Origin of the sequence: Paenibacillus hexagrammi (assembly GCF_021513275.1) — a bacterium.
GTDB lineage: Bacteria > Bacillota > Bacilli > Paenibacillales > NBRC-103111 > Paenibacillus_E > Paenibacillus_E hexagrammi.
The window spans coordinates 6,326,516-6,345,448 of sequence record NZ_CP090978.1; the positions used below are offsets into that span (position 1 = coordinate 6,326,516).

Genomic DNA, 18,933 nt, shown 5'->3' on the forward strand with positions numbered 1-18,933 from the left:
GAGTCTGCAGGAAACACCGAGTTTGTGAAAAGATCATTAGTGCTAGCGATTTCTCCGTTTTCAAAAATTGGCCTTTTCCCAGAATTTTTACTTAGTTTTTCCCACATTGAGACGAAAGAACTTTTGTTATATGATGGAGAGCAGTGCGGTAATGTCCGATACAATTTATGTCATGGAGCGAGATGAATAACATGAACCCTAGAGAATTGAATTATAAAATGCCTGCGGAATGGACGAGCCATGAGCGTACGTTCATCTCTTGGCCGGTGAAGGACTCCATGGTGTACCCGGAGGATCACGCTTCGGTGAGTGAGGGATATGCAGAGCTAGTGCGCGCGCTGGCTGAATTCGAGCCGGTCACGGTGCTGGTGAATCCGGCTGAGGCTGAGCAGGTGAAGGCTCTTTTTGATAACGACCGCATTGAGTTCCTGGAGATTGAGCACAACGATGCGTGGCTGAGAGACAATGGACCTACATTTGTCGTGAATGACAAGCAGGAAGTGGCCGGGGTGAATTGGAAGTTCAATGCATGGGGCGGCAAGTATTCCCCTTGGGATTTGGACGATGCGGTTGCGCCGCAAATTTTGGAGCACTATAAGGTAAAGCGGTTTGACGCTTCTCTTGTTATGGAAGGCGGCTCGATTCATGTTGATGGAGAAGGCACGCTCATTACAACAGAGGAATGCCTGCTAAATACGAACCGCAATCCGGATCTAAGCCGGGAGCAAATCGAAGATTACCTGGCGGAGTATGTGGCGGCAGAGAAGGTCATTTGGCTGAAGAACGGTCTCAGCGGCGATGAGACGGACGGACATGTAGATAATGTGGCATGTTATGCAGCACCCGGCAAAATCATCATGCAAGTGTGCGATGATCCGGAGGACGAGAACTACGCAATTACGCAGGAGAATCTGCGCATTCTTGGTGAAGCTGTTGATGCCCGCGGCCGCAAGCTGGAAGTGATCCCGATCCAGCAACCGCCGAAGGCGATGTTTGAGGACAGCCGGTTGACGCTAAGTTACCTGAACTTTTACTTTGTAAACGGCGGTATTATTTTGCCGGTATTCGGAGGAGCTGCTGAGGAAACGGACAAACTGGCTGCGAAAGTGCTTGGTGAAGCGTTCCCGGACCGCAAGATTCGCACGATTAACGGTATGGCGATTATTAAAGAAGGCGGCAATGTGCACTGCACTACGCAGCAGATGCCTGCCGGAAAACGCGGCTAGAACGCGTGATGAAGTAAGACTTGAAGAAGTAGTAAGCAGCGAAGTAGTAAGAATTAAAAAAAGGCTTGAAGTAGTAAGCCGAGAGAAACAAGAGAGGTGACTTACAGTGAGAAATGTAAAAGTAGCGGCAACGCAAATGAGCTGCTCTACGAATATAGAAGAGAACATCCGCAAGGCAGAGGGGCTTGTTCGTCAGGCGGCAGAGCAGGGCGCGCAAATTATTTTGATTCAGGAGCTGTTCGAGACACCGTATTTCTGCCAGAAGGAGAAATCCGACTATTACTGCTACGCAACCGAGCTGGAGCAGAATAAAGCGGTCAATCATTTTAAGAAGATCGCCAAAGAGCTTCAGGTTGTGCTGCCGATTAGCTTTTATGAAAAGAAAAACTATGCCCGTTATAACTCGCTGGCAGTCATTGACGCAGACGGCGAAGTGCTTGGCACCTACCGGAAGAGCCATATTCCCGATGGTCCGGGGTATGAGGAGAAGTTTTATTTTAATCCGGGAGATACCGGCTTCAAAGTGTGGAAAACCCGCTACGCCAAGATCGGCGTCGGCGTCTGCTGGGATCAGTGGTACCCGGAGGCGGCCCGCTGCATGGCGCTGATGGGCGCGGAGCTGCTCTTCTACCCGACGGCGATAGGTTCTGAGCCGCAGGACGGTTCGATCGACTCCAAGGACCACTGGCAAATGTGCATGCGCGGTCACGCCGCGGCGAACTTGATGCCGGTCATTGCATCTAACCGTATTGGCATGGAATCCGATGAGGATTCGAGCATTACGTTCTATGGTTCTTCCTTCATTGCAGGTCCGGCGGGCAACAAGGTTGCCGAAGCGGGACGTGAGGAAGAGACGGTGCTGGTGGCTGAATTCGATCTGGATCAATTGGAAGTGCAGCGCATTGAGTGGGGTATTTTCCGCGACCGACGTCCGGACTTGTACCGTGCTATCGCCAGCTATGACGGAGAGCAAATCATCAAGTAAAAAGCAAGGCGGATGATCCTGTAAAGGATTGCCCGCCTTTTGTACGTTTATGAAGAGCATTCCGCATACTTGTGGATGCTGAGTTTGTCCTGTTGGTCAACGGTCGCCAATGCAATCTCTTTGATATCCGTGCCGCTCTCGGCAAGCTTGCTTTGCAGCCAGATAGTGTCTTTTCCAATATGCTGAAGGATATGGGTGTTGATATGCCCGTCCATGATCAATGGCCATGTCAGGGAGAACGGTTGTGGGCTAAGGGACATGTCCATGGGAGTAAGAGGCTGATGGGAGGGCTCTATAAACATAGAAATGGTTCCACCGGGCTCCCAGAGTGCCAAAGCTACCTTACTGATGTCGTCCACCTGCTGTTTGCGCAGCTCTGAAAATAAATGCTCGATAGATATTCGTGCTTTGCCCAGGTTTTTGAGCCGGATTTGTCCGTGTTCAATCAGCAGAACCGGAGGAGGGTCGAAATACCGCTGAAGCAGGTGCCATTTGAGGCTGAGCCATGACGTGAAAATGTACAGAATGACCAGGATAATCGTACAAATCATAGATCCTATTAATCCCAGGCGCTCATCCGAGAGCGGTTGGGCAATGATGTTGCCCAGGATAAGTGCGATGATGAAATCGAGAAACCGAAGCTGTGAAATGGTGCGCTGCCCCATTGATTTGGCAGCGATCAGCAGAAAGAGATAGCTAACCACTGCACGCAGGCCCCATTCGATCGCAGTTAAGGTTTCTTGGCTTTTATAGAAATCCCAAATGGTGCATCACCTCGTGAAGATGGTTTTCAAAAAATTCGCATAGATACTGGGTAACTTCCCCAATATACAGGGGGATCATGCATCCAATCCATACTACTTAAGAAAGGGGAAATCCATATATTTACAACCTTGAGTCAATTATGATACAGTAAGACTGAACATTCAGTATTAAAATATCAGAATCGCTTGATGAAGTCATAAGTAAGGTGGACATGATGATGCAGAAGAAGAATACTCCGGACGCAAGGAATCGAATTTTACAAGCGGCTTTACATGTGTTTGCGCAAAAAAGCTTTGAAGGATCTCGTATCGAGGAGATCGCTAAGGAAGCAGGAGTGCCCAAATCGCTGATTTATTACCATTTTAAAAGCAAGGAAGATATGTATCACGTTCTCACCAAGCAGTTTATTGAGGCGTATAAGGAACTGGTCCGTCCGGGGAGTGGTGAGACGCATCAAACCAAGGCAGCCCATATCTCGGAGAAGTCGGAGCTGCACAAGGACTTTGTCATTCGCCATGCGGATATGATTCGAATCATCTTCCTGGATTCCTTGAAGAAGTCTTCCGAGAAGCCCATGATCTTCGAAGTGGTGGAAGCACTGGTTGAAACAGAGGAAAGCTCGGAGAAGCTGGGAGATGAAGAGGGATATGACCGTCAGGAGCGTTTGGTTGCTGAATTTTTTACCAACATCATCCCCATTTATGCCTATCTGTGCTTTTCAGAGGCTTGGACTCAGCATTTTCAGGTGCCGCGGAAGGCCTTGGATGAGATGTTTGCCAAGGTATTCGAAGAAACACATGGTGCGTACCACAAGAATCACACGTAAAGTTAATGTAAACAATTAGGACTGAATGTTCAGTCCGATGAGGAGGCGTGCAGGATGACAGTCAGCAATCCCGCTATGATCCAAGCCATTAAGCTGCATATGAAAATGAATTTTCGCTTTTTGGAGCAGACGGTAGAGGAGATCAGGCAGGCTGAGCAGGCCTCTTTGCAGCATATTCAGCTGCTTCAAGGCACAAAGGTGAAGCCGGATCATCTAGGCGGTCTATATGCGGAATGGGTCACGGTAGAAGAAGTTCCGGCTGTAGACGATAGCGTGGTGATGTATGTGCATGGCGGTTCTTTTATTACAGGTTCCTGTGAAACGCACCGAGATTTGGCCGCCCGCATATCGCAGGCTAGCGGTGTTCCCGTGCTTCTGTTCAATTATCGACTTGCCCCGGAGCATCCTTACCCTGCAGCTAATGAAGATTGCCTTGCTGTGTACCGTGCGCTTTTGGATAGAGGTTACTCACCCGATCGGATTGTCATTGGCGGAGAGTCTATCGGGGGCTATTTAGCTCTGACGACCCTGCTAACGCTCCGTGAGAGCAGGGAAGTTCTGCCCGCAGCGTCCTTCTTGCTGTCTCCTCATACAGACTTCTTTGCCTATGACGGTGAGTCCTATCAGAGCAGAGCGGATGTGGATGGTACGGGTAGTATCGAGGTGTCCAGGAAGTGTGCGCAATACTACTTTGGGACCGCTCAGATGAATCCATCAGTGCTTTCTCCACAGCGAAGCGATCTGAAGGGTCTCCCTCCTTTATTGATTCAGGTGGGGGATCAAGAGGTGCTTCTAAGCGATTCTCTAAGCTTGGCCGAACGCGCCACGGAAGCGGGTGTGTCAGTTGAACTGGAGGTGTGGGAGGAGATGTGGCACGTTTTTCAGCTGTTTGCCTCTATGGTGGAGGAGTCGGGGCAAGCCATCCGGCAGATTGGACGATTTGTACGCAGGATGATGATATCCTGAGCCGGCACAGGCCTGAAGGAGAGAAGGGCACAGCGCTTTATTGTCGAGAAGCTCGTATTGAGGTAGAATGCGAGTAACCGTATTTCTAGAAAAGGGAGCTAGTCATCATGCCCAGGACACTCGATGAGAATAAAGAAGCGCTGATTATTCAGTCCGCCAAGCAATTGTTCGGCAGGTTTGGCTATAAGAAAACGACGATAGAGGATATTGCGCAGGCGGCAGGGATTGCCAAAGGAACCGTCTATATTTATTTTTCGAACAAAAAGCGGCTGCTCGTGCGGATCGGCATGCAGACCCTGCTGGAATCACATGAGCAGTTGCAGCGGGAGCTGGCTCACAGCGATGACGTAGCTTGGAAAATCCGGCAAATCATCCGGGGCAGAGTATTAGCTATGCATCATTTTACCGAGCAATTTCCCGATGCTGTGGAGATGATCCCGCATTTGGAGCAGGGGGAGCTGCTTCAGGACGGCGGGGAGCAGTTATTTGGCATCGAAATCAGCATGCTGCAGCAGGCTTTGACGCAAGGTGTAGAGAAAGGAATTTTCGAAGTTCCTAATATTCCTGCACTCATTGATCATATTTGCTTTATGACTCATGCCTTTGAACCTCCCTACAAGCGAGTAAGCTCTTTCGAAGAGCTGCTACGGCATGTCGACCTGTATACAGATACGCTGTTAGCTTCAATCAGCAAGGGCTCGGAGAAAAGCTGCTGAAGTGCAACACGAACCTTTATATCTGTAAAACTGATAACATCAACATCGTTCTAAGAACGGTGTTTTTTTGTTGACAAATGCAGAAAATAGTTTTACTTTATAAATGAATATTAAACGTAATTGGTCATTATTCATTTTAAAGAGGGGTGTAATTAATGAAGTCCACGTACACGGCAATTGAGGTTCACCAATTCGGGGCACCAGGTGTTATGAAGGCCGTTCAGAAGCCATTTAGACCGCTCAAGCATGGGGAAGCGCTGGTGAGAGTAAGTGTGGCAGGTGTATCCAATGCAGATGTGATGATGCGGCAGGGCGTGTATTTGCAAGGACCGAAGCCTCCATTTGTGCCGGGCTATGACATGGTAGGGGTCGTAGAAGAGGTGGATCCTGCCGTCAAGCACATTCAAGTAGGCGATCGTGTCGCGGCTTTGACAATTATCGGGAGCTTCGCCGAGTACGTGTATGTTGATGCGGGTGAACTGCATCGGGTTCCTGAGCAGGCTGACGCTGCTGAGGTGGTTGCCTTGGTTTTGAATTACGTGACAGCCTATCAAATGCTGCTGCATGCTGCAGCTGCGAAGAGAGGGGAGACTGTGCTTGTGTACGGTGCCGGTGGAGGTGTAGGCACAGCGCTTCTCGAACTGGGAAAGATACATGGCATTCACATGGTAGGCACGGCATCACCCGGGAAGCATGACCTAATTACGAGCTATGGCGCTAAGGCAATAGACCACTCACAGCCGATGGATGGGCTCCAACGGGATCTGAGAGCAGCGGCTCCAGGCGGGTACGATGTGATATTGGAAGCAACGGGCGGACCTCAATTCCGGCGCTCGCTGGGGCTGCTGAAGAAGGGGGGGAGATTGGTGCTTTATGGAGTAACACACAGAGTGAACAGCAAGGGAGTTCGGAGTATCTGGAAAGACATCCATATGTATGCCAACATCGTACCTGTGATGGCCCTCAGCAGACTGTACGGGAAACAGGCGCTTATCTACTCAATCACATCTTGGAAAAAGAAGGACCCACAGCGATTCGCGAATGATCTGCAGGCTCTGTTCAGCCTCCTTACCGAGAAGCACATTCAACCGGTCATCGCGGGGCGCTTGCCGCTGACAGAAGCTCAGCAGGCGCATGAACGGCTGGAGCGGCGCGGGGTAAAAGGCAAACTTGTTCTGCTGCCAGGGCAGGAAGGTCGTTGAATAAGCATCCGTAATTGGTCTAATCCAATTGCGGACGGAAAGTAGTGGAAAAATATTCGACGAAATTCGACTCTTTCATATTGACTTGTTCACAGAATGTTCATATAATAGGTTTAAAGAACTACATCATCTGCTTTACGGCAAACTTAATCGAAAGATAAGGGCGCAAAGCTATGGGTCTAAGGTCCTTGTAAGGGCTAGGATAGCCGGTTGCCAACCCACCATTCATGTAACATCTAGGAGGAGACTTATTATGGTGAATTTGAAAGCAGTTATGAAAGGGTTCGTATATGGATTGTTGGCTGTGGGTATGGTTCCTTACATATTTGCCAAGACGCTCATCCAGTAGAAGAAGCGTAAACAAATCAAAAGCAAGCAGCCCGGCCGCAGCTCGGGGATGCTTGCTTTTTTTCATTAGTATAAGGCTAGACCGGATTATGAGGATTTCATTCGGGGCTTGATTACCACCAAAGGAAGGGAAGGACAGCTAAAGCTGTCAACCAAAATAACGGCCAAATCCCCCACCAGCCAAGTCCCCATCCATAGTTACCATATCCCCAGCCTAGGCCGTATGGATATCCCCAAGCCTTCGTGCGAGCCTTCTCCTGATTGATTTTCAGGTTTTTCTTGCGGGCTTGAGCCTGCAGGTTATTTTTCAAGGCAAGGACAGAGGCTTCCGGTACATTCTCGATAGGGCGGAGCACCAGGTTACCATCATGAACACGGTCAACAATCCCATAGACAACATCCCCGCCGGGCAGCATGGCAGCGATAGGTCTTCCGATATGCGGCATTACATGTTCGGCTGCTACAGGATACTGAGCTAATAGCTGCATAGGATTCCTCCTCAAGTTTATATTCCCTATAGAATATGTCCCAAGGAGATTGTTGACTAGATAACTACCTACTTATAAATAAAAGTACAAGTTAAGATTGGTGGGCAGAGCCTACTACCGATTAAGGTGATAAGGAACGGTTGCGATCACAATATCTTTTTGGTTGTACAGATAAGCGCGAATCAGCAGACTAGTTTGGTTATGCAGCAGATTTTGCCACCAGTGTTTCGTAATGAATTGCGGGATCAAGATGGTGATATGATCCGTCTCCGCCGTTTTCCACTCTACTGTATCGATGAACTTCATAAGAGGCCGCATGACGCTGCGGTAGCGGGAGCGCAAAATAATCAGTCTGACACCGGGATTCCACTCCTCCCACTTCTCCTCCATCTTGCGGATTTCTTCCTCATCAAAGGCAACGAACACCGCCACGACGTTATCGGTAAGCGATTTGGCATAACTGATGGAATGAAGCACGACCCGAGTGATGCCTGCTACTGGGATGACAATGGTGCTGCCCTTGATTTCGGGTTTATCCGATTCCAGGTTAATCCTAAGTTCGTCCGCAATGTTCATATAATGGCGATGAATACGGAAGAACAGGAAGATCACGAGCGGCAGGAAAATGAACACCATCCAGATCTGGCTGAACTTGGTGAAAATGAAGATGAGTGTAATCGTCAGCGTTGTGATCATGCCGATCGTATTAATTAACAGCTTGATGATCCAGCCTTCCGGCTTCAACCGGATCCAGCGAACCATCATGCCGAATTGGGATAAGGTAAAAGGGATGAAAACACCTACTGCGTATAGCGGAATGAGATTCTCCGTATCCCCATGGAACACGATGACGAGCAGGGCTGATAACACACCTAAGATAATGATACCATTGGAAAATCCCAAACGGTCGCCCCGTACCTTGAACATATGCGGCATGAATTTATCTTTTGCCAGCATGAAGGCAAGGAGAGGAAAAGCAGCATACGCCGTATTCGCAGCTAGGAAGAGAATCAAGGCAGTCACGCCTTGGATCAAATAATACAGCACGCCGCGGCCGAATGTCGCCTCCGCAATTTTGGAGACTACGGTTTCCTCCGGTGTAGGGGAGATGCCGTACCAATAGGCCAGCAAGCTAATACCGATAAACATGCTGCCCAGAATCATGCCCATGGCCACCAGCGTCTTGGCCGCGTTCTTCTCAGCAGGCTGTTTGAAGTTGGGAATTGCATTCGAGACGGCTTCGACACCTGTTAATGCGGAGCAGCCCGAGCTGAAGGCCTTGAGCAGCAGGAACAGGCTCACGTTGCTTACGGCCGTACCTAGCTCAGGTACCTCTGCGTGGATGCCGCCCATCACATATTTGATTAAACCCGCGATGATGAGAACGAAGATGGCCGCGACAAACAGATATACCGGCAGAGCCAGAATGGAGGCCGATTCCGTGATGCCTCGCAGGTTCATGATGGTTAGAAACAAAATCATAATGAGCGACACGAGGACGCGATGATCGTGCAAGGATGGAAATGCTGACGTAATCGCGTCTGTCCCCGCGGACGAGCTAACTGCGACGGTCAATATATAATCCACGAGCAGGGAGCCTCCGGCAATCAGGCCGGTGCCCACGCCTAGATTATCTTTGGCGACAAGATAGGCGCCTCCCCCCGAGGGATACGAGTAGATGGTCTGGCGATAGGAAAGAATGAGAATCGTCAAGAGTCCGAGGACGGCTATGGAAATGGGGATGGAGTACCATACCGCTGCGAATCCAAGCGTGACGAGCACGATGAGAATTTGCTCCGTTCCGTAAGCGACGGATGACAAGGCATCCGATGACAGGACAGCCAGCGCTTTCATCTTGGAAAGCTTCTCTTCCTCAAGTTCTCCCGATTTCATCGGTTTACCGATCACAACACGTTTTAGTTTGTTTCCCATCAGGTAACCCCCACCTTAACTTTCCGTTAGTTTGCCCAAGTTGAATAAATTCCATATTTGCCAGGCCGGTTTTGGACAGCAAAAAACCACAGGGTGTGAGCCCTGCGGTTTCGTAAATATCAGCATGGATTCATCCCTCTCCCATCTTCCGCTTACGAGGTTAGCTGTCGGATTCGGGCAATGAGAGCAGCCCTACGTTCCCGGCGTGGCCGGTACGATTCACCCCTAAGGCGTGAAAGCCTTGTTGGTTCCCCCGATTTTCTTAACGAAAACTCAGCGATAAAAGGAATTATTCAATTGTTCGTTTTAGCTACGTTTTGAATATTACGCTCGATATCTTGTTTAGTAAAGGTGGGTTGCAGCCACAAAATGCTCGGCAGTACTGCACTTATGAACAGGAATGCGCTTACATGTGTATCAATCTTACGCTATCTCCCGAAATGTAGTTGTAGCACCGGATTTCATGAAAATTGAAAAAAGAAAGGCTCAGTCAGCAGCGAAGAGCCGGTACTGACCAAGCCTTACAAGAATCGTTATGGGGTGATGAGCTGGAAGGTCTCCCAACCACCGGCAGTTGTACGATTGGCGATCAAGGGGCTGGCGCCCCCATTGTCGGCGCAGACATATTTGCCGTTGGCCGCAGCTTTCAAAGTAATCCCGCCCGATACGGAAGCGACTTGGAAAGTCTCCCAGGCTCCGATGGAGGTGCTTCGCGCGATGAGCGCGTCAGCTCCGGCGTTCTCGGAGGCCACATACTTGCCGTTAGCCAGCGATTTTAAAGCAATATTGCCGTTACCTAGGTCTACCTTCTCGAAGGTTTCCCAGGCGCCGCCTACGGATGAACGATTAGCAATCAGCGCGCTGGCTCCTGCGTTCTCAGCTGTAACGTACTGATTATTGGCCAGGGCTTTGATCGAAACCAGGTCACGAGTCGGCGTGCCGTTCCATTTGAAGGTCATGGCTGCGCCTGCCGGTATGGACTGGATGAACGATTGCTTTCCCCATTTGATTTTCACATTCTGGCTGCTGGAAGTCCGGTTGTAAGCGACTACGACCTTGGAGCCGTCCGGATTTTTGAAAGCGACATTCTCGGAGGCTGCCGTCATAGCTCGGCGTATCGATGCGGTAAGCGCCGGGAACGACAAATTTACTGAAATGTCCGATTAAATAGTAGTGCTGGTTGTAGGTCACTTGATCGGTAGCGTCGGAGCGGATTTTGATCATACCGTAGTTAATGCTGCTGCTCAGAAGTGTCGGACCGTTGTTTTGGTCCAGCGCAATGTTCCAAGCGATGAAGGATTTGGCCCAGTTTCTAGGTATGGTGATGAGTTCGTGCATGATGTTGCTGAAGCTGTCGTTCCAGGAGCCGAAGCCGCCCTCGGTGAACCAGATATCTTTGTCCGGGTGATTGTTATGGACCGTAGTCATGGCAGAAGGGTCGCCGCCGTAATGATGAAATCCGCTGCCTGCGGTATAGCCGGCTGCCCCCGAATCGTTCAGAATTGCTTCAGGATAGTACGAGTTATCAAAGTTGTGATCGTAGGCGATGATCTTGGTATTCAGTCCTGCGCCTCTGAGCGTCGGTCCCAAATAATCGCGGATAAAGCCGATCTGATCGTTCGTGGACATGGACATCGTAGGGTAGGTGCTAGTGGTGTAAAGCGGTTCATTCTGCGGCGTAATGGCATAGATCGGAATGCCTTGGCCTTGGTAAGCCTGAATGAACTTCTTCATGTAATTGGCGTATACGGAATAGGCTTCCGGATTGAGGTAGCCTCCTCCCGTCATGGAACCGCTGGATTTCATCCAACCTGGCGCACTCAAGGCGTTGCGATTACCTTGAGATTTGCGTTCTTGGCGATAGCTTGCTTGACCATAGGCACAATGTAAGGGAGGTCTCTGGAGATCGAGAAGTGGTCGAGATTCCAATCCCATGCCGTATCCGCGTAGCTGTAGGCTTCCCAGTTAAAGTCGGAGGCTCCGATGGTCTGACGCAGCATGCTGAGCCCGATGCCTGATTGTCCAAAGAGCTTCTCCATCACTTCAGCTCTCTTGCTGTCACTCAGCTTGTTTTGGAGCAGCCAAGCCGAGGCGTCAGTCATGGAAGCGCCGAATCCGTCCATCTGCTGGTACTTCAAGTCCTCATTCACATCAATGGTATAGGAAGCGCTTCCATAATCCGCCGCAAAAGCTTTATCAGCTTGCCGGGTTAATGCCGTACTTAAGTCAGCCTTCGTGAGCCATACCTCGACAGGTTCACCGGCTGCTAGGGCGGATGCTGGAAGTATGGCGGAGCTTGTCGTTACAATTGCTGCAGCGATTAAGGAGAGTTTTTTCCACAGGTTTCGTTTCATTTGTTATTACCACCTTTCTTATTCTTTGGAATCGATTTCATTTGGAATAAATGGTTACGCTAAGACACCTCCTATATAAGTATTGTAGCTCTATGGTTCCTTGTTCGTTAGCTGTTATTTTTCAGGTTTTCTTGTATGTTCTTCAGGAAAATGGAAAAGCAGCCCTGCTTTTCTTCGCAGGGCTGCCAAGGGGTAGAGTAGGGCTCAGCAATCTATACCAGTGGCTGCATGCCGCGTTCGACCCAATCCTCGCGGGTAGGTCCGTAAATGTCTGGTACGCGAAGACCGGCAAGCCGCATTAATACCGTCATTTGTCCGCGATGGTGGATTTCATGGGAAATAAGGATTCGAAGCGTCATGCCGTTACGCCACTGTTCGCCGTACATATCGCTGGTTTCGGTGAGTTTGCCGTCTGACCACTGCGTACGAATGGCTTCAAGCATTCCTTGTGAAGCAGCGCGGTACGTATCGGCGATTTTGGCTGCTGAAGCAGGAGCATGCTCATCTCCCTCGGGAGCTTCGAATTGCAGTCCTGTACGGGAGAGCATTTCATGGATCGTCGTGGCGATATGCCAGCCAAGCTGTCCTAGCGGACGGAATGTGGAATTGGCATTCTCGGAAAGTGATGCATCTGTTAGCGCGTCCAGTACGCGCTGTGTCGCTTTGGACTCATTCGTCCATTCGGCGACAAAGCTTTCGATGGAAGTGAACATAAGATAGAGCCTCCTTAAAATAGTTTGGGTATGTATTCCTTACTTAGTATAGCCAACTCCCCTGACAACTGTATGTCAGCAATTCTAGCCCAGGCAGTCATTCATCTATAAAGATCAACGACTTGCCGCGCACGTTCTTGGATGATTGCGGCGATGTGGGTAGGCTCGAGAATGCGAAGACCGGGTCCGTAGCTCAACAGCATGCCGTACAGCCAGGGCTCATCCGGCTGCCTGGCTGTAACAATCAGCGTACCGTCAGGCTGCACTGCGATATGCTCCGGTTGGAAGTAATCCTCAGCTTGAGCGCGGAACGATGGCTGAATCTGGAGGACAAGCTTAACGAGAGAGGACTCCTGTCTGTGCCTGCTCATATGGAAGGAGAAGCCGTCCACCATATCCGATCTGGGGGTAAAGACAGTTGACAGCACTTCAAGCTCTTTCATCCGCGATAAACGAAACACGCGAAAGTCCTCCCGCAGCAGGCAGTATGCGTATAAGTACCAGCCAAAGCCTTTTACGACGATTCCCATAGGTTCCACAGTGCGCAAGGATAGCTCGCTTTGGGAGCTTGTATACTGAAAGCGAATCAGCTTCGTCTGACGAATCGCTTCCCTAAGGAGGCTGAGCTTTTCCTGGTCGGCTTGGTTTCTCCGCCAAGGGTTCATATCAATCACGATTTGATTGTGAAGGCTGGTCCCGGTTTTTTGCTCCGACTTGGCAACCATAGCCCCGACCTTATCTAGCAGGGTACCAACCTCCTGCTCCCCTACGGTAGAACGGATTCCCTTCAGTCCAATAATGATGGATTGTAACTCTTCCATAGAAAGAAATTGTCGATCGATCCGGTACTCATCCATAATTTCGTAACCGCCCGTTAGTCCAGGGTAAGATACGACGGGGATTCCCGCCTGATTGATCGTTTCAATATCCCGATATATCGTTCGCAGCGATACCTCAAAACGGTCCGATAACTCCTTGGCGCTGACTCGTTTGCGGTTCAGCAGCAGCATCGTAATGGCAAGCAGACGATCCAGTTACAATACAAGTACACTCCTTGCTCGTGAGTAGTTGTTCAGTAGATTTCGAGGAGGAAGGGAGATATCCTTCCTTGCAACTGTGAAGTCATGAGTATTTTTGGGTGAAGAGAATGAGTTTGTTAGCTGCTGAAAAGCTTCCGCTTACAAGCAGGTATGTATGATGGAAAGGTTCCGAAGCTGAGCCTTTTATAGGTAAGCATGAATTGGAAATACCGGGAAATGGGTATAATACGTCTCGAATAGAAGCATACACTAGCAGCTAGGTGGTGATAGAGGTGACGCTTGAGCGTGTGATTCTGACGATAATCTATGTGATTTCGCTGGTCTTGTGGGTCTGGATCCTGCCCCGGTCCAAATGGCGGGAGTTGTGCGTTGCGCTGCTGGCGTGCCAAGCACTTACCTGGATTAATTCGTTAATTCATGTTCAATGGGGATTATATATATTTCCTGTTAGAGAATTTCCGAAGGCGACCAATCTGTCGTTTACGTTGGAATTTTTCCTCTATCCATTCCTTTGCGCGATCAGCTTTATTTATGAGCCTAAGGATTCTCGGTTAAAGCAATTATGCAGAATCGCGTTGTGGGTGTCGATAGCGGTTGCTGTAGATGTGCTGCTTAACCAATATACAAACCTTGTGCATTATATCCGCTACACCTGGTACTGTGCTTGGGTGGAGCTGTACGTTATTTATTGGATCTCCAATACATATACCAGATGGTTCTTTAAAGGCATGCGTTCTGATACCGGTGGAGAATCTGCCTATGGATGATCGGATTTACTTGTATCTTGTGTGGGGGATTGGAATTATTCTCTTTATTAGCGCAGTTCCTCGGGGCAAGCGGCGTGTTGCGCAAATAGCCTTCTTGTTTAAACAGTTTTTGACCTGGATATTAGGATTAATTGTCGTCGAGTTCGACCTTATTGAATATCCGGTGCGTTTTTTTGCTTCTGTGAATCGTTCCAGCTTTACGTTTGAATATTTTGCCTATCCTTGCATTTGCGCAGTATTCAACTCCCGATACCCGGAAGGGAGGAGTATTCCTTATAAGCTTGTTTACTTTGCTGCCTATACCTCAGCGATGACGTTGATCGAATGGATGATTGAGCGAAACTCGACGTTTATCGAATATATTCACTGGAGTTGGTACTGGACCTGGCTGTCCCTGTTCATTACGTTCGGCATGTCGAGAGCGTTCACGAGGTGGTTCTTCCATGTGAAGCATGTGCCTCAGCAAAGGGAAGGAGTGCAGTGACGCGTTTCTGGTTCTGGTTGGGCTCACACGTTCAAACTGCATTCGAATACCGCTTGTAAACCAATGAAATATGAAGTAGGACCTACCAAAATTTGTGAAAAAGTGAGCTGAGTGCATTGTTCATCAACCATAGGAAAAGTGCGTTCTATACGGCTGCCTTCAGCACGATCATGAGCGGAATGCTTCTAATCGGGGGCGGTCTGGCCGCTGCGGAAGAGGCCGAAGAGCTTACCCCGGAGTCCCTGTCACCGGAACAGAACCAAGTACTGCAAAGCAAACAAATTGACGTGACCGGCGACGGGAAGCCGGATACGGTTGTACTGGCGGGCAGCAAGCTGGATCCTTCCAGCCCATATTTTGCGAAGCTTGCCCTCATGGTGTCCGGGCTGGGGCACAATCCGGTCATGATCCCTTTGGAGGGAGGCTACAATCCCCGAATGCTGTTCTGCGATTTTAACGGAGACAAGCTGCCGGAGGTGTATGTCTCCTCGGAAACAGGAGGGAGCGGCGGTTTATCCAACTATGCTTTGTATTCTCTAAAGCGTAACGTGCCTACGGCCATACCGCTTCCCGAGCCTTTGCGCGTAACGAATAAGTTTAAGCACAATTATGTAGTGAAGCTGAAAATCGAAGAGACGGGCAAATCGTATAAAATTGACCTGAAGGAAAAGAAAAAGGACTATGACGAATTCGGTATCTACAAAAACAATAGATTGGTGAAGCCTTTTATCGTCAATGTGAACGCCTACGGCGCACTGCAGCCGATTGACATAGACCAGGATGGTGTTTGCGAGCTGAAGGGCGTGCAGCGGATTACAGGAATAGCAAATGCAGATACGATTGGCTATGCGAAATCTCTATGGAAGTGGCAAGACGGCAAGTGGACGCTCGCTTCCTCCAAAGTTACGAAGGAGCTATAGGAAATGGAAAGGGACGTACGGAAAGCTTCTGCTAGACGGCAGAAGCTTCATCCATACGTCCCTTTCTCAGTAGATAAGAAAGTGGTAGTTGTATACGTTTGCTTGGCTTCAACCTTGACAAACGCGCTCGTCCCTTAAGGACGACGATGTCGTTTATCCGTGTGCCTTACACCCAGTTGCCTTTACGGAACAGCGGCTCACGAGTGCCATCTTCTTTGATACCGTCGATATCCATTTCGGCGGAGCCGACCATGAAGTCGACATGGATCAGACTTTTGTTATACCCGTGTTCGGCTAATTGTTCAGCGCTCATGGAGGAGCCGCCTTCGATGGTAAACGGATAGGAGTTGCCTAGCGCCAAGTGGCACGAAGCATTCTCATCGAACAAGGTATTGTAGAAAATAATGCCCGAGTTCGAGATGGGTGAGTCATAGGGAACAAGCGCAACTTCACCTAAATAACGGGCTCCCTCGTCCATATCGAGCATCTTTTCCAGCACTTCCTGGCCCTTCTCGGCTGTAGCGCTGACTACCTTGCCGTTCTCGAAGGTCAGGCTGAAGCCGTCGATGAGCGAGCCTTGGTAGCTGAGAGGCAGCGTACTGCGGACTGTGCCGCTGGTCCCATGCTTGTGAGGCATGGTGAACACCTCTTCGGTCGGCATGTTGGGTACGAACCGGATGCCGCTTTCCGTATCGCTGCTGGCGGCCACCCATTGGTGCTTGTGCGCAAGCTCGATGTATAGGTCGGTTCCAGGTGCTTTCATATGTAACTGCTTGAACCTTTTGTCGTTCAGCATGTGCTGCTTGCTGATAAGTGTCTCCAGATGCTGCTTCCACGCGCTCACCGGATCTTCCGTATTCACACGGGTTAGGGTGAAGATCTGCTCCCACAGCTTCTCTATACGCTCGGCTTGGTCAAGCTCAGGGAAGACCTTAGCCGACCATTCGGCAGTCGGATAGGAGACCATCAGCCAACTGACCTGATTGTTGCGCAGGTAGTTCAGAAAGCCCTCCCTCGCCGTTGCTGCGGTTTTGGCCGCTGTTGCAACCCGGTCCGGGTCGATGCCCGTCAATAAATCGGAGTTGGGCGCATAGATTTGCAGGAAGGCAGCGCCTTGCTTAGCCAGATCTTCCAGGCCGTTAGCCCGCCACATGGGGTACTCCTTCAAGGTTGCTTCAGGTGCGTGCTTCAGGCGAATCGCCTTCACTTCATCGTCATCCCAATCGACGACAACATCCTTCGCCCCGGCCTCATAGGCCTTCTTGGCGACTTTACGCACAAAGTCTGCGCAGGAAATCGGAGTCATGATGACGACGGTTTGATCCTTTTGCACATTGAGTCCTACGCGTACGGCAAGCTCTGCGTATTTGTCCAGGTTTTGCTCGAAATTGTCCATCAGGCTCGGCTCCTTTATATTTTACTAAGATTTAGTGTATGATAGAAAATAAAACTTTAACCCCCGGGAGAAAGGCTGGCATCAATGGAACCGAAAAGCACTCCATCCAATTTCATTAAAAACATTGTAATCGAAGATTTACAATCAGGCAAAGTCAGCCAGGTTGTCACCCGATTCCCCCGGAGCCGAACGGATATCTTCATATCGGGCACGCGAAATCGATCTGTCTTAATTTTGAGTTGGCGGACGAATTTAAGGGACGTACAAACTTGCGCTTTGACGATACGAATCCGGTTAAGGAAGATACCGAATATGTGGAATCCATCAAGGCTGACGTAGCTTGGCTTGGCTTTGAATGGGACGGCTTGTTCTTCGCATCGGACTACTTCGATGAAATGTATAACCGCGCGGAGCTGCTGATCCGTAAGGGTCTTGCTTATGTGGACGACCAGTCGGCTGATCAAATCCGTGAAACGCGCGGAACGTTGACAGAGCCTGGGCAAGAGAGCCCGTACCGCGGACGCAGCACCCAAGAGAATTTGGATTTGTTTGCAAGGATGAAGGCAGGCGAATTCAAGGACGGAACGAAAGTGCTCCGTGCCAAAATCGACATGTCCTCGCCGAACATCAACCTGCGCGACCCGGTCATTTACCGCGTGGTGCACGCGCATCATCATAATACAGGGGATAAGTGGTGCATCTACCCGATGTATGCCTTCGCTCATCCGATCGAGGATGCAATTGAGGGCATTACTCACTCCATCTGTACGCTGGAGTTTGAAGATCAACGTCCTTTCTACGAATGGGTCGTACGCGAATGCGAAATGCCAAGCGTGCCTAGACAGTACGAGTTCGCGCGCCTCAATATGACGAACACAGTTATGAGTAAAAGAAAGCTGAAGCTGCTTGTGGATGAGAGCAAGGTCGACGGCTGGGACGATCCCCGCATGCCTACCATCTCAGGCCTTCGCCGCCGCGGCTTCACGCCGGAATCCATCCGCGCCTTCGCACGCGAGCTGGCTGTTACCAAGAGCAACAGCATCGTTGATTCGAAAATGCTCGATCACTTCATCCGTGAGGACTTGAAGCTGAAAGCGCTGCGTACGATGGGCATTCTCAATCCGCTGAAGGTCGTGATCACGAACTATCCGGAAGATCAAACCGAGATGCTGGATGCCGAGAACAATTCGGAGAACCCGGAAATGGGCCACCGCCAAATTCCGTTCTCACGTGAAATTTATATCGAGCAGGACGACTTCATGGAAAACCCGCCGAATAAATATTTCCGTTTGTTCCCGGGCAATGAAGTGCGTCTGAAGCATGCTTACTTCATCAAGTGCAACGAATTCATTAAGGATGAGAACGGCAAAGTCGTTGAGCTGCACTGCACGTACGATCCGGAAACGAAGAGCGGCAGCGGGTTTACCGGACGCAAGGTGAAGGGGACCATTCACTGGGTAGACGCCAAGCATGCGGTGCCAGCGGAGTTCCGCCTGTACGAGCCGCTCATCCTGGACGATAGCGAAGATGACGGAGCCTCCTTCTTGGAGAAGCTGAATCCGAACTCGCTGGAAGTCGTGCAGGGCTTTGTAGAGGGTAACATGAAGCAGGCGAAGCCGCATGACAAATTCCAATTCTTCCGTCACGGTTACTTTAACGTGGATCCGAAGGATACGACGGACGACAAGCTTGTCTTTAACTTGATTGTGTCGCTTAAGAGCTCTTTTGAAATATAAGCAGTCTCATGGCTGCAAGAATAAGAAGTAAAGGAAGGACATAGCCCTATATTGCTTAGGGTTATGTCT

General features: G+C 49.9%; 16 protein-coding genes, 2 pseudogenes and 2 riboswitches. Of the genes and pseudogenes, 10 read left to right on the forward strand and 8 right to left on the reverse strand.

What is annotated here, in order from left to right; all coding sequences use genetic code 11:
• The first annotated feature begins 191 nt into the window (after positions 1-191).
• Both L0M14_RS29045 and aguB read left to right on the forward strand, forming a co-directional pair.
• Positions 192-1,226, forward strand: a complete 1,035-nt coding sequence (locus tag L0M14_RS29045; RefSeq protein ID WP_235119870.1) for an agmatine deiminase family protein — start codon at positions 192-194, stop codon at positions 1,224-1,226.
• A gap of 106 nt (positions 1,227-1,332) precedes the next feature.
• Positions 1,333-2,211: an N-carbamoylputrescine amidase gene (gene aguB, locus L0M14_RS29050; protein ID WP_235119871.1), complete on the forward strand. Its 879-nt coding sequence runs from the start codon at positions 1,333-1,335 to the stop codon at positions 2,209-2,211.
• A gap of 47 nt (positions 2,212-2,258) precedes the next feature.
• Here aguB and L0M14_RS29055 read toward each other — a convergent pair whose 3' ends face one another.
• A complete protein-coding gene (locus L0M14_RS29055; RefSeq protein WP_235119872.1) occupies positions 2,259-2,915 on the reverse strand; it encodes a DUF421 domain-containing protein in 657 nt (218 codons plus the stop codon).
• A 278-nt stretch (positions 2,916-3,193) separates the two neighbouring features.
• Here L0M14_RS29055 and L0M14_RS29060 point away from each other — a divergent pair, with 278 nt between their 5' ends.
• The 4 genes from L0M14_RS29060 to L0M14_RS29075 all read left to right on the forward strand — a co-directional run bounded on the left by L0M14_RS29060 (position 3,194) and on the right by L0M14_RS29075 (position 6,686).
• Positions 3,194-3,802, forward strand: coding sequence for a TetR/AcrR family transcriptional regulator (locus L0M14_RS29060; RefSeq protein WP_235119873.1), 609 nt, complete (start codon positions 3,194-3,196; stop codon positions 3,800-3,802).
• Between the two features lie 54 nt (positions 3,803-3,856).
• A complete protein-coding gene (locus tag L0M14_RS29065; protein ID WP_235119874.1) occupies positions 3,857-4,768 on the forward strand; it encodes an alpha/beta hydrolase in 912 nt (303 codons plus the stop codon).
• A gap of 107 nt (positions 4,769-4,875) precedes the next feature.
• Positions 4,876-5,484 carry a TetR/AcrR family transcriptional regulator gene (locus L0M14_RS29070; RefSeq protein ID WP_235119875.1) on the forward strand — a complete coding sequence of 203 codons (609 nt, stop codon included), beginning with the start codon at positions 4,876-4,878 and terminating at the stop codon, positions 5,482-5,484.
• 155 nt (positions 5,485-5,639) lie between these two features.
• Entirely contained in the window at positions 5,640-6,686 is a 1,047-nt protein-coding gene (locus L0M14_RS29075) for a zinc-binding dehydrogenase (protein ID WP_235119876.1), read from the forward strand.
• Positions 6,687-6,815: 129 nt separating this feature from the next.
• Positions 6,816-6,904: riboswitch (cyclic di-GMP riboswitch) on the forward strand.
• Positions 6,905-7,147: 243 nt separating this feature from the next.
• Here the strand turns inward: L0M14_RS29075 and L0M14_RS29080 are convergent.
• The 6 genes and pseudogenes from L0M14_RS29080 to L0M14_RS29105 form a co-directional block, all read right to left on the reverse strand.
• On the reverse strand, positions 7,148-7,522 hold the full coding sequence (locus tag L0M14_RS29080; protein ID WP_235119877.1) for a hypothetical protein: 375 nt from the start codon (positions 7,520-7,522) through the stop codon (positions 7,148-7,150).
• A 114-nt stretch (positions 7,523-7,636) separates the two neighbouring features.
• Positions 7,637-9,454, reverse strand: a complete 1,818-nt coding sequence (locus L0M14_RS29085) for an APC family permease (RefSeq protein WP_235119878.1) — start codon at positions 9,452-9,454, stop codon at positions 7,637-7,639.
• A gap of 133 nt (positions 9,455-9,587) precedes the next feature.
• A riboswitch (cyclic di-AMP (ydaO/yuaA leader) is annotated at positions 9,588-9,743 on the reverse strand.
• A 244-nt stretch (positions 9,744-9,987) separates the two neighbouring features.
• Positions 9,988-10,560 carry a fascin domain-containing protein gene (locus tag L0M14_RS29090; RefSeq protein ID WP_235119879.1) on the reverse strand — a complete coding sequence of 191 codons (573 nt, stop codon included), beginning with the start codon at positions 10,558-10,560 and terminating at the stop codon, positions 9,988-9,990.
• 94 nt (positions 10,561-10,654) lie between these two features.
• A pseudogene (locus tag L0M14_RS29095) lies at positions 10,655-11,808 on the reverse strand (glycoside hydrolase family 30 protein); the annotation flags it as partial.
• Between the two features lie 212 nt (positions 11,809-12,020).
• Complete coding sequence (locus L0M14_RS29100) at positions 12,021-12,521, reverse strand: DinB family protein (protein WP_235119880.1); 501 nt, start codon at positions 12,519-12,521, stop codon at positions 12,021-12,023.
• A 101-nt stretch (positions 12,522-12,622) separates the two neighbouring features.
• Positions 12,623-13,531, reverse strand: coding sequence for a helix-turn-helix transcriptional regulator (locus L0M14_RS29105; protein ID WP_235119881.1), 909 nt, complete (start codon positions 13,529-13,531; stop codon positions 12,623-12,625).
• Between the two features lie 302 nt (positions 13,532-13,833).
• Here L0M14_RS29105 and L0M14_RS29110 point away from each other — a divergent pair, with 302 nt between their 5' ends.
• From L0M14_RS29110 to L0M14_RS29120, 3 genes are all read left to right on the forward strand, one after another.
• Complete coding sequence (locus L0M14_RS29110; RefSeq protein ID WP_235119882.1) at positions 13,834-14,328, forward strand: CBO0543 family protein; 495 nt, start codon at positions 13,834-13,836, stop codon at positions 14,326-14,328.
• Positions 14,321-14,812: a CBO0543 family protein gene (locus L0M14_RS29115; protein ID WP_235119883.1), complete on the forward strand. Its 492-nt coding sequence runs from the start codon at positions 14,321-14,323 to the stop codon at positions 14,810-14,812. Before L0M14_RS29110 ends, L0M14_RS29115 begins: the two co-directional genes overlap by 8 nt.
• A 116-nt stretch (positions 14,813-14,928) precedes the next feature.
• Positions 14,929-15,732, forward strand: coding sequence for a hypothetical protein (locus tag L0M14_RS29120; RefSeq protein ID WP_235119884.1), 804 nt, complete (start codon positions 14,929-14,931; stop codon positions 15,730-15,732).
• 166 nt (positions 15,733-15,898) lie between these two features.
• Here L0M14_RS29120 and L0M14_RS29125 read toward each other — a convergent pair whose 3' ends face one another.
• A complete protein-coding gene (locus L0M14_RS29125) occupies positions 15,899-17,128 on the reverse strand; it encodes an aminopeptidase (protein ID WP_235119885.1) in 1,230 nt (409 codons plus the stop codon).
• 84 nt (positions 17,129-17,212) lie between these two features.
• Here L0M14_RS29125 and L0M14_RS29130 point away from each other — a divergent pair.
• Positions 17,213-18,864: pseudogene (locus tag L0M14_RS29130) on the forward strand (glutamine--tRNA ligase/YqeY domain fusion protein).
• Positions 18,865-18,933 lie beyond the last annotated feature (69 nt).

What these genes read in the sequence shown, in the direction of transcription:
- L0M14_RS29045 (WP_235119870.1), top strand. Translation starts at nt 192, where the DNA reads ATGAACCCTAGAGAATTGAATTATAAAATGCCTGCGGAATGGACGAGC.
- L0M14_RS29060 (WP_235119873.1), top strand. Translation starts at nt 3,194, where the DNA reads ATGCAGAAGAAGAATACTCCGGACGCAAGGAATCGAATTTTACAAGCG.
- L0M14_RS29065 (WP_235119874.1), top strand. Translation starts at nt 3,857, where the DNA reads ATGACAGTCAGCAATCCCGCTATGATCCAAGCCATTAAGCTGCATATG.
- L0M14_RS29070 (WP_235119875.1), top strand. Translation starts at nt 4,876, where the DNA reads ATGCCCAGGACACTCGATGAGAATAAAGAAGCGCTGATTATTCAGTCC.
- L0M14_RS29075 (WP_235119876.1), top strand. Translation starts at nt 5,640, where the DNA reads ATGAAGTCCACGTACACGGCAATTGAGGTTCACCAATTCGGGGCACCA.
- L0M14_RS29080 (WP_235119877.1), bottom strand. Translation starts at nt 7,522, where the DNA reads ATGCAGCTATTAGCTCAGTATCCTGTAGCAGCCGAACATGTAATGCCG.
- L0M14_RS29085 (WP_235119878.1), bottom strand. Translation starts at nt 9,454, where the DNA reads ATGGGAAACAAACTAAAACGTGTTGTGATCGGTAAACCGATGAAATCG.
- L0M14_RS29090 (WP_235119879.1), bottom strand. Translation starts at nt 10,560, where the DNA reads ATGACGGCAGCCTCCGAGAATGTCGCTTTCAAAAATCCGGACGGCTCC.
- L0M14_RS29100 (WP_235119880.1), bottom strand. Translation starts at nt 12,521, where the DNA reads ATGTTCACTTCCATCGAAAGCTTTGTCGCCGAATGGACGAATGAGTCC.
- L0M14_RS29105 (WP_235119881.1), bottom strand. Translation starts at nt 13,531, where the DNA reads ATGCTGCTGCTGAACCGCAAACGAGTCAGCGCCAAGGAGTTATCGGAC.
- L0M14_RS29115 (WP_235119883.1), top strand. Translation starts at nt 14,321, where the DNA reads ATGGATGATCGGATTTACTTGTATCTTGTGTGGGGGATTGGAATTATT.
- L0M14_RS29125 (WP_235119885.1), bottom strand. Translation starts at nt 17,128, where the DNA reads ATGGACAATTTCGAGCAAAACCTGGACAAATACGCAGAGCTTGCCGTA.